10 protein-coding genes are annotated in these 10814 nt (G+C 32.8%); 9 read left to right on the top strand and 1 reads right to left on the bottom strand.

Annotated elements, in window-relative coordinates:
- Positions 1-252 precede the first annotated feature (252 nt).
- The 9 genes from F0000_RS25700 (at position 253) to F0000_RS25740 (ending at position 10725) form a co-directional block, all read left to right on the top strand.
- Entirely contained in the window at positions 253-2022 is a 1770-nt protein-coding gene (locus F0000_RS25700; RefSeq protein WP_149627571.1) for a type VI secretion system Vgr family protein, read from the top strand.
- Position 2023: 1 nt separating this feature from the next.
- Complete coding sequence (locus F0000_RS25705; protein ID WP_149627572.1) at positions 2024-3022, top strand: hypothetical protein; 999 nt, start codon at positions 2024-2026, stop codon at positions 3020-3022.
- A gap of 3 nt (positions 3023-3025) precedes the next feature.
- Positions 3026-4393, top strand: coding sequence for a DUF4280 domain-containing protein (locus F0000_RS25710; RefSeq protein ID WP_149627573.1), 1368 nt, complete (start codon positions 3026-3028; stop codon positions 4391-4393).
- A gap of 6 nt (positions 4394-4399) precedes the next feature.
- The gene (locus tag F0000_RS25715; RefSeq protein ID WP_149627574.1) at positions 4400-4717 is read left to right on the top strand and encodes a DUF2071 domain-containing protein; all 318 of its coding nucleotides are present in this window, start codon (positions 4400-4402) and stop codon (positions 4715-4717) included.
- Positions 4718-4808: 91 nt separating this feature from the next.
- Positions 4809-5849, top strand: coding sequence for a hypothetical protein (locus tag F0000_RS25720; RefSeq protein ID WP_188112289.1), 1041 nt, complete (start codon positions 4809-4811; stop codon positions 5847-5849).
- 83 nt (positions 5850-5932) lie between these two features.
- The gene (locus F0000_RS25725; RefSeq protein ID WP_149627576.1) at positions 5933-8875 is read left to right on the top strand and encodes a hypothetical protein; all 2943 of its coding nucleotides are present in this window, start codon (positions 5933-5935) and stop codon (positions 8873-8875) included.
- A gap of 39 nt (positions 8876-8914) precedes the next feature.
- Positions 8915-9826, top strand: a complete 912-nt coding sequence (locus tag F0000_RS25730) for a hypothetical protein (protein ID WP_149627577.1) — start codon at positions 8915-8917, stop codon at positions 9824-9826.
- Positions 9827-9851: 25 nt separating this feature from the next.
- Positions 9852-10274, top strand: coding sequence for a hypothetical protein (locus F0000_RS25735; protein WP_149627578.1), 423 nt, complete (start codon positions 9852-9854; stop codon positions 10272-10274).
- A 133-nt stretch (positions 10275-10407) separates the two neighbouring features.
- Complete coding sequence (locus tag F0000_RS25740) at positions 10408-10725, top strand: hypothetical protein (protein WP_149627579.1); 318 nt, start codon at positions 10408-10410, stop codon at positions 10723-10725.
- Here the strand turns inward: F0000_RS25740 and F0000_RS25745 are convergent.
- The gene (locus F0000_RS25745; RefSeq protein WP_255452901.1) at positions 10704-10811 is read right to left on the bottom strand and encodes a transposase domain-containing protein; all 108 of its coding nucleotides are present in this window, start codon (positions 10809-10811) and stop codon (positions 10704-10706) included. The genes F0000_RS25740 and F0000_RS25745 overlap by 22 nt on opposite strands.
- Positions 10812-10814: the final 3 nt, after the last annotated feature.

The raw sequence follows: 10814 nt of genomic DNA on the forward strand, positions 1-10814 counted from the left end.
AAGATGGTAACTTGTTCGAGAAGTTGGGCGATAAATTCCTTGTCTGTCATTAGGATTACTAAAATCTGAAATTTTAAACTAAATTCCAAATAATCAAAGGATAACAATACAATCCGGTGAATAGTTACTATTATTCCTATAAATAAAAACAATAAAAAAAGGGGGTTTTACCCCTGTGTGTATTAATCATTATATTGCATGCTTTTAAAACCTATTATGAGCTTATATTACTAAAAATAAACTACTAGACTTATGGCTACACTAAGTACAACATACATTTCTATTGGAAATACTATTATTTCATCGTTTCAGAGCTTAAAACTGGAACAAAAGCTTAGTTCACATCATAGCTTATCTTTGGTCTGCAGAGCAGATGTTTTAGAAAGAAGCACTTTGGAACTTGTAGGGGACAGTCGAGATTTTCTTGCAGAAACTATTACCGTAAAAATAAAATCAGAAAATGATTTCCAGAGATATAAGGAATTACAGTTTAGAGGAGTAGTGACTAAGGTTAAAACCATCAAAGGTTTCCATCAGGCTACGGGAGATTTAATTGTTATAGAAGGGAAAAGCATGAGTGTATTATCAGAAGATGGAAATCACAGTGCCTCTTTTGTAGATCGTAACCTTTCAGAAATACTAGAACAAACCTTTAAGGGATATGATGCAGGAAAACTGACCACTGCCTTTGCTCCGAGAACATCTAATACGCTACATTATAGTGTACAGTTTAGAGAAAGTAGTTTTTCGTATGCAAGCAGACTGGCAGCTATTTCTAATAACTGGTTTTATGATGATGGTACAAAACTTGTTTTTGGTGATCCGGGAACACAGGAAACCTCACTCACGTATTCTCTAGACTTGCAAGAGTTGTCCATAGAAATAGAACCTTTACCTAATAATTTTAATTACTTTACTCACGATTATTTATCAGATGAGTTATATGAGAAAAAAACCAGTGAAATAAATAATAGCACTTCTGGATATCATAATCTGGCAAGTGACAAAAGTGCTTCTTTATATGCTAAAGAGACAAAGATATACCACAATCCCTATACCGATACAGCACTACAACAACGTTTTGATACAGAAGTTACGCAGCATACGCAGGCTATAGAGTCTAATCAGGTAATTGCAACCGGGATCAGTGATAATCCGGGGGTCAATCTGGGCGAAATTATAAAAATAGAAGGACAAGGCAGCTTTAGAGTGATCGAAGTAACCCATACCAATACAGAAATGGGGAACTATCAAAATCACTTTAAAGCAATTACTACAGAATTAGAGGTATATCCGCTTACTGATATGATGCAATATCCACAAAGTACGATCGAAAAAGCAGAAGTAATAGAGAATACAGACCCTCAAGGGTTGGGGCGCGTTACCGTGCAATTCCCCTGGCAAAAACAGCTGGGAGAAACCACACCATTTATTCGCGTAATGACTGCTCATGCAGGATCAGACAGAGGCTTATATATGATCCCGGAAAAAGGAGATGAAGTCATTTGTCAATTTGAAAATAATAATAGTGAAAGACCTTACGTAGTTGGTTCATTTTTTAATGGGGCTAAAAGACCAGAACAATGGAGAACAGAAAATAATGACAAAAAAGCTATTAAAACAAGGGCAGGTCATCTACTGGAGTTTACTGATAGCAAGGGAAATGAAATGATTACCATCACGGATAAAAATAATAATGTGATCCGTATCGACACAGCTAATAACAATATAGAGATTTCGGCATTGGAGAATATGACATTGAATGCTAAAAATATGCAAATTAATATTCAAGAAAATTTAGCTATTTCTGTAGGAGAGAACAAAAATGAAAGTATCGGTAATAAACAAACTTTAACGGCAAAAAGCAGTACTGTATTAATAGATGAAAAGCTGCAATTGCAATCCAAAGAGTTGGAAAAAAATGCTGAAAAGATCACTATCAATAGCACCAAAGAGAATCTAGAACTATCAAGTGCTAAACAAGTAGTAAGTAATAGTTCAGAAAAAAATATATTGATATAATATGTTGGATTTTGGAGTAAGCATCATTGATATGGAAGAGCATTCAAAAAGAGTATCACTATCACATAATAATGCCTTAACTCTTATGCCAGAAAAAGGGATAAGATTTTATAATGTATCACATCGTTATTATGAAGGGACTACTCTGGATGAAATAAAGCAATTAGATTATGATGTAAGTATAGCATATCTCAATGAAAATGAATCATCATATCCGTACCGTTGGAGAATACAGAAAAAAGATGTGTTTTTTAATAGAAAGCAATCTTCATTGGTAATAGAGGAAATATCTGTTATGTTTATGGAAGTCATATACCCAATACATATAACGACAGATCATACAGGTCTAATTTTAGAAATAACTAACCATCAGGAAATCTTGGACAGGTGGTCTATTATAAAACCAAAATTAATACAATTATATGTTGGGAATTTAGTTTTTAAAATGATTGAAAAATTTGAAAATCTAATAAAAGACCTTGTAAAATTGGAAATATCTTTATCAAAAGAAATATTCTGGAGTGTATTTTTTAATAATATATATCAGGAATATGATACTAATTATAAAAGAGAGAGTATTGTATTATTTCCATTAGAAGCGTATAAAACACCTATTCTGTATAAAGGAAAAAGTACTCTAACCCCTATGATCACTGCATATGATTCTATAAAATTAGAATTTCAGGGAGAAGCGCTCTTACCTTTTTCCAGTAATTTATATAAAAACAGAAAAAATCATAAATTAACATCAGCATTAAACATTGAATATCATCTGGAAACTGATACCAAAATACCAAGGGCTATCAAAACATTCTATGACGTTTATGATGAAACTCAAAAAGAAGATCTTAAACAAGTCGAGGTTTTAATTACATTGGATGAATCTGAAAAACCAGATAAAAATCAAACTATTCAAGATAAAAAAGATTCAGTTTCAAACAATAGCAGCATTTCCAAGAAGAAAAAGAAGTGGTTTTCATTTGGATTTAAGAACACATAAGATATGAGTCAAAAAAAAGTAGTTTGCCACGGCGCACTGTGCAAATGTCAATTTGGAGATGTTCCTGATACCCTGACAGTTCTTAGTCAGCAAAAGAATTATATCAATGATCAAGGGGGGAGTCAAAAATTAATAGCTACAGACAAAGAATTAGGAATGCCATTCCAGGCAAAAACCTTTGGTCAATGTAAATTACAACCAACAGGGAGTAGCTTTAAGCCTTGTATGCCTAATATTACCAAATGGGATGGAGCTTTTCAGAAAACACAATTGCAAGCTAATCAAGGTTTTCCGTTGTTAGAAGACAATAAAGCTACTTGTGCAATTGCGGGGTCTCCCTGTGTAGAAATTACTTTTCATGGGCAAACTGCTTCACCATCTTCTCAAAATGCCGAGAATACAGATGAAGAACTAATAAGTCAGGTATTGCCCATTAATGTAAGAGAAATAGATATGCCATCCCCATATGATGCTATGACTGTTACAGATAAGGAAAGTGAAGAAGAAGCGGAAGTATGTCGAGCAATAGAACCTTCCGCAGCTCCTGAGAGTATGATAGGGACTTGTCAATATTATAAATGGAGATTCGAAAACTTTATGGAACGTCATCATACTAGTAGTTGCAAACACGATCCACCGGATTACTATTACGGTACGATGAGAGCGGTAGAAGGAGGCTATGGTATTATTGATGGTATCCAGGAATGGTGGACTCCATCACTGGAAGAAGAAATGGGAAATGAACAACTAACCCACTATAAACGTGGGCATGGTACTTTTAAAGCTGTTCCGTCCAAAAGTTATGGATATAAATATTGTGTGCGTTTTACTAATGTATTAATGCCTACTTTAAGTGAAGAAGGTAAACAATGGCTAAAACTAGCAAAAATTTTACTACAAGAGTATATGGAAGAAGGCGTAATAAACAAAAGCTTTTCATCTGTTAAAAACGAATCTTTTAATGAGAGGTATCGGCTAAACTCAGAAGAAAATTTAGAAAATTTTTATACAGAAATAGAAAATAGGAACGATGAGTTTAGAGATTTTGCTTTTGCCACACATCCCGATGCTTATTTAGATGCAGGATTGACTGGGATTCCTATATCCGATAAGATCAAAGTAAGTATGACACCCGATTTTAAAGAATGGGGATCTGGAAAAACCTGGGAACAAGCAATGATCGTATTTGAAGAGCAAATAGACGATTGGTACAGTCAAGCAAAAGCAGGTGTTGAAGAAGCGCAAAGAGTTATTGAAGATGCTATTGAAGATGCCGAGAGATATTTAGAACTATATAAAGATGCTTATAACATTTGGAAAAAAGTAAATAGAGCACTAGACAAATACAGAGATATGCCTTGGATAAAATAAGACCTAATGACAATTAAAGAAATACTAACAACCACAGCACATAGAACTTGGGAAATTGCCTATGATGATTTGGTACAATTTATCCCAAAAGAGCTAAAAATAGATCTTTATAAAGGCAAATCCTGGGTTTCATTAGTTGCAATTACGATGCACAAAATTAGACGAAAGAACCTAACTTATTTCCCTGATCTAAGCATAGAAAAGCTAACATACCCAAGGTTTCATACATTAATAAACAAAGTCCCCAACAAGGTTCATTATTCTAAAGTGGCAAAAGTAATCGCTTGGGATAAAAAATCAAGGAGTAAATATGTCTATGAATAATAAGTACACTATTTTGGTAAGTATATTTGCATTTTTGGCAGTGTCTTGCAACTCACAACAACCTAAAAATATAATTTTAGAACACAGCCCTATGAATTGGAAATTAACAAATATCCCTAGCGAAACAGGATCAATAAGTTTTGATTATAAATTTAATCAATATCATATCTTGGATACGCTAACAGGATTTATAATAGGTAATAATTCGATCGCAGAAATTAGTAATTCGGTAAAAGAAAATCGCCCTCGTGATAAACAAAATTACGAAACTATTTTATTTACAACCATAGATGGGGGGATCTCTTTTGAAAAATCAACACTGGGTAAAGGAAATTTAAAACAAATGACAAGCGATACCCAAAAAAACCTGTACCTCATAAAAAACACCTATAAAACAGATTCAAAACCAGAAAAAAATAGCATATTAAGGTCAACGGATTTAGGAAAAACTTGGAAAGAAATAAGCAACTTTAATACCCAGAAGATTAGAAATGTACAATTTTATGACACCCTAAAAGGGGTCGTTTCTATAGGGAACAATAACAAAAAAATACAATTGCTCACAACTATCGATGGCGGACAATCATGGCAAGAATTAAAGGTAAACAAAACAGGTGTAAACATTTATGATGTCATTTTTTTAAATGAAAATGAACTTTATACTTTTTATAAAAACGGTAACTTAGAACAGACCGTAAGTATTAATTTTACGACAGGAAACACTAAAATACACCTGTGTAATCTACCCAAAAATTATCGATTTGATTCTTTTTTTAGAGATGATACAACAGATAGCCTGTATTCTAAAGTTGTAAACCCTAAAGAGCTACATCCATTGATGATTTATAACCATACTTCGCAGCAACTAACAACCTATGATTTTGAAAATCATCAGGATGAATCTATAGTTGGCGTGAATATTTCTAGAGAGTATATTGGCGTTTTAAGAAATGACAATGGTAAGACCTTTTATTATTATAGCAGAGATCATGGTAAAAACTGGACAAAAGAAAGTTTACCAGATTATTTAGCAGATAGTCGTCCAGTAGCCTTGTTCGGTAAAGGAGGTGTTTGGGTAAAATCTATTAAGAACCTCTACAATTTGCAGGTACGACGCAGTTCTGAATTTTAAAACAAACTACTGGATTATAGAATTTTGATCCAATTATAAAAAACAAAACGATACTACTTAGAACCTCAGATAAAACAAAGCATATGGCAGATACAGATAACCCGGTAATTATTGTAGATACTGATGGAGTGAATGAAATAGAAATCGGATCAAAAGCTACTTTATCAGTAATAGAAGTTGGAAAGACAAAGGAATTGAGAGTTGCCACTACTTCAGCTTATAAAAAACCAGTAAAATGGGTATGGATTGCTACAGAATATCTGGAAGAAGCTAAGAAGATGCAAATTGGTCAGAAGTTTGATAAATGGGGTGAGTGGAAATCAAAAAATGCAACAGAGCCCATCGATAAATATGGTATTGGCAAACAATATGTGTTTGGAAATGCAATTAATACCAAAACTTCAAAAAAAGATCTTACTGAGGGAACCATCTACTATTTTGAACCCTTTATAGATTACCCTACGCTGGATAGGGGTACTTATATAGCTACCATAAATAAGCCTAAAATTTTATCCGCCTATTTTGCCCGGTACAAGGATGAGTTTAAATATCCTGGAGAATCAGGAACCAGTAATATATATACCTATAAAAACACGATCAAACTATATATATTAGGGCATATGCTCCCTGACTACACCGTAGGATATCATAATTTTGCACTTTTTGAGGTAGAGATTTGGGATAGTGATGGTAATAAAACTACTAAAGAACCCTTAAAATACTTCCAAAAGTACCATCCAGATAAGTTTTCAGTCAATACAATGACGGAGCTTGATTTTGTGATTGATGAGAAATGGAGAGACAATAGTGAACACAAAAAAGATACTGTCAAAACCTATTATGCAAAAATAAAAACTACGCTCTATGCAAACGAAGATGCATTTGCAGGAGAGGACGTTGACAACATCAAGGATGACTATTTAATAACAGCCAACGAGAACCCTAGAAATAATCATAAGTATCTAAAATTTACTAATAAATTTAAAAGTGTAGCACCTAATTTAGATACCATTGGAGTTATATATACCTCAGAAGATGAGGCAGTAAGTCAGTCAGGTTGGTTTGGAAGAAATACTGATAAAGGAAAAACCAACGCTAAAAAATATAAAAAGATCCTTGTAGAAGAATATGATACTACAAAAGGTACTGTGCTAAAAGATCAGCAAGCATCCTTTGATGTGAAGTATGATACGATGGATGTTATTCTTGACAAATACGAGGCAGACAAAAACAATATGATGGTCGTTGTGGGTGATGCAGAATATACGGCTAAAAGCAACGAACCGTGTAAATTTTCTAAAATAGAAATCACTCATAAGAGTAGAAAAAAACCTTTTATATTATTTGATGAAAACAAAACAACACCAACCGTTATAGATCAAACCAATCTGGCATTTGGAATTGTGGCTGGAGATACAAAAGAAAAAATAACCATTACAGCTGTTGGGTTAGCCATACAGAATTATCAGGATAAAGGATTAAAAAAACCGCAATGCTATGGAATTACTACTGCACAAAAAGTAAGGAAAGGGCGATTAGAACGCAAAAAAGTAAAACATAAAAAAGAAGAAGAGTTTAAGCATAATAACATAGAAGATGTTTTTTCTATGGAAAAAGCTTATGTCCTCTATCCTGAAGGAACTCCTCAAGAAACCACAGGTTCTGAAACCTTAGATATTAGTGGTCAACAAATCAAATATGAACATAAAGACAATGGCGTAGAACTAGAAGTTGGATATTTATATAATAAAACTTTTGATACTTCTTTTGAGTCTATAGTAGGAGCTAAAATTGGAGAGTGGACAAATGATTTAGTTGATAAAGCTTGGATTTTGAGATATTTTTTACTGAAGGATAATCAAGCACAATCTTATTTTGTACCCATAAGTACTTGTCGCTATCCTAATCAAATGGCTATTATAAAAGTATATCCAAATATTAATTGGGGGATTACTTTTTCTTTTGGAGATATTAATCCAAAATACAAAGAAAATTGGCATAAAAGCCTAGATGAAAAAAAGCAAAAATTAATTAAAGAATATAAAGAACGTGTTAAACCATTTAATAGAAACAAGCCAATTACGGTAGAAGAAGAAAAAAAGAAAAAAGCGCTTAAAAAATTAAAATTATCTTTAGGAATTAAAGCATCTTATGGTACAGAAAGCATGAATCTTACCCCAGGTTTGGGGCAAAAAGTTGATGATTTTGTATACGCTTTTGCAAAAGCAAAAAACTTAATAGACACGATTACTGGTAATGAGTCTAGTAAAGAAGAACAGAACACCTTGTATCAAAAACGGGTACACCGTTTGGCAGAAAAACATGGAAAAAAATGGTTAAAAAAATTAGCCAAAGCACCTATAACGATAACCGTACACCAACCTACTTTTGCTATAGGTTTTGCTTGGGGTAGAGAAACACTAGTATCTAATATAAGTGCAGCAACACCCATAAAATATGATATATTTTTAAAAGCTGATCCATTATTTAAATTAGAAGGGAGCTTAGATCTCATTACGTGTGCTACATTCATTCCTGTAGCAGGGCAAGTAATAAAAGTGGCTGATATGGTATTAAATGTGGTAGGTGTGACACCAGTTTTTAAACTAACAGCTATGGGATCGATAAGTTTAGCGATACAGGGTACTATAAAAAAAGCCGAAAATATAAACGAAAGTAAATTACAACGAGAAATAAAAGCAGGACTTAAAATGTCTATAGAAGCCAGTGTTACCGTTGGTGGCGGTTTGGTAGGGTTTATGTTTGCAGGAGGTGATATAAAAGGAGCTGTAACCGAAAGTACCTATACGGCATATGCAGAAACAGGTTTTGAGCTTGCTTTAAGCCCGGGAGTATCTGCGCATAAAGGTATCTATAATACTGTAAAGCTAGAGTTTTTAGGTCTGATTGCTGTAGGAAAAAAAGAAACGAAATTTGATGATTACGGGGGGAATACAGAAGAACTCTTCAGGTACACTATCGTTGAAAAAACTACATTTGTAGATAAAACTTTTTATTTTGCCTAGTAAAAACAAATATTAAAAAATCCACTAAAATCTAAACAAGTGAAAATAATTATAACATCTCTATATACCTTAATACTCTTTACCGCCTGTGCGCAAAAACAAAAGAACATCAAACAAAATCAATCTGACATGTCTAATACTCAAAACTCAGGATATACCTATCTAAATACCAATCGACCAGGCTATTATTTACAAATTAACAACCAGAATTGTTACTATGAGGTTAAAATCAATGATTTTAATGGTGGTAAGTATTATGACTTATTTCCTTCATATTCTACTAGAGTTCCTTTAAATTTAAGAATCTTAAAAAGTGGCGAGCAAACCATATCCCTAAAAGTATTGCCGTATAAGGGAGAAACTTTATCTCCTAAAGCACATTTAGAAATGCGATTGATTAGGTATAATGATATGACTGATCTAGAAAATGAATATGGAGGTAATACTACGCTATGGACGTGGACTATGCCCGATATCGATGATCAGGAGTTACCAATGTTTGAATATAAAACTGTATTTGAAGCCGAAGTACCTTATAATATTACTACTTTAGATACCCAAGCCCAAGACCTTTCTAAAATTGAAAAAGAAGATCTTTTAAATGAAGTGGTAAACGAGTTTACAAAAACAAGAGCCTCTATTATCAATCATACTCAGGATATAGAAAATGTAAAAAAAGGTATGATAAGAGGGAAAATTCAACTATATAAAAATGATGATTTTATACAAGAAGTAGCAGATGGCATGCTTACTATAGGTGATGGTAAAGAACCCCAACCTATAGAAAATTATGAGATGCGCTTATATTATCATAATAAAGTAGTGACCTTACTTAAAAAAGATGATAAAGAACCTGCCATTTGGTTTAAACACCCAGAAACAGGTGCACGTTCATGGCAACCCGTGTATTTATATAAAAGTATAAAAACAGGTAAATGGGAACGGTGGTAATCAATAAATTTTAAATTGATCAGAGATGAAAGTAAGAATCATTTTTTTATTTTTTCAAATTGTTTTTTTAATTTCTTGCAAAGGGCAGACAAGAAATATAAATCTTACACAAAAAATATTTGAACAAGTAGGGTACGCTAAAGACCAATTATCTCCTGAACAGATAAAAAACAATCAAGAGTTTGCCAATACTTTTGTGACAACAAGAGCTAAAATTGAATTTTTAAATGATACTCTAGTAAACATTTCATATTGGAATTACGATCAAGGAGAATTATCAAATGAATGTAAATATACCGTAAAAGGGTCAACAATTATTTGCGAAAATTTCAAAAATGTTGGATTTCTTGGAAGGAAATTTGAAATACAAAATGATAGTACTATCATTGGTGTAAATGGGCAAATTAAAGGAGAATATAAGTTAATTAATGATACTAATGGGGATTAATAGCTCTAAGAAAAATAAATAGTAAGACGAAAAATTCTAATTATAGCTTTAAACTCCATAAACCAATAGGAAGTGATGCATTTGAGATTATTAGAAAGTAATATTTAATGATAAAATATTTGGTTTTATTTGTATGTATTGGGCTGATCAATTGATCGTAACTTACAAGAGACAACAACAAGAAAGATATCAATCCTATTTTGTTCCAGTTGGTACTTGTAGGTGCTCTAATCAGATTGTTCAGTTAAGAATATATCCTGATATTAAATGGTCTATCAACCTAAACTACAATATAGATACTCCTATTTATTATGAAAACACAAAGGGAATGCTTGAGTTTTATGACAAAGCACAAGCAAAGGGAGAAGAATTTCCATTACTAAGTGATGATCCTTCTAAAAGAATTCAGAAACGTATGCATCCGAGCAACTACGTAGTAATTTTTTCTTGATATCCAGGCAGTAGTTCTTCCAGTTTTTGTATGCTATGGTCTGGTAATTTTTCTAAGGTATTTGCTAGCCATTCTCTAGGATTGATACC

Origin of the sequence: Aquimarina sp. RZ0, assembly GCF_008370685.1 — a bacterium.
Taxonomy (GTDB): domain Bacteria; phylum Bacteroidota; class Bacteroidia; order Flavobacteriales; family Flavobacteriaceae; genus Aquimarina.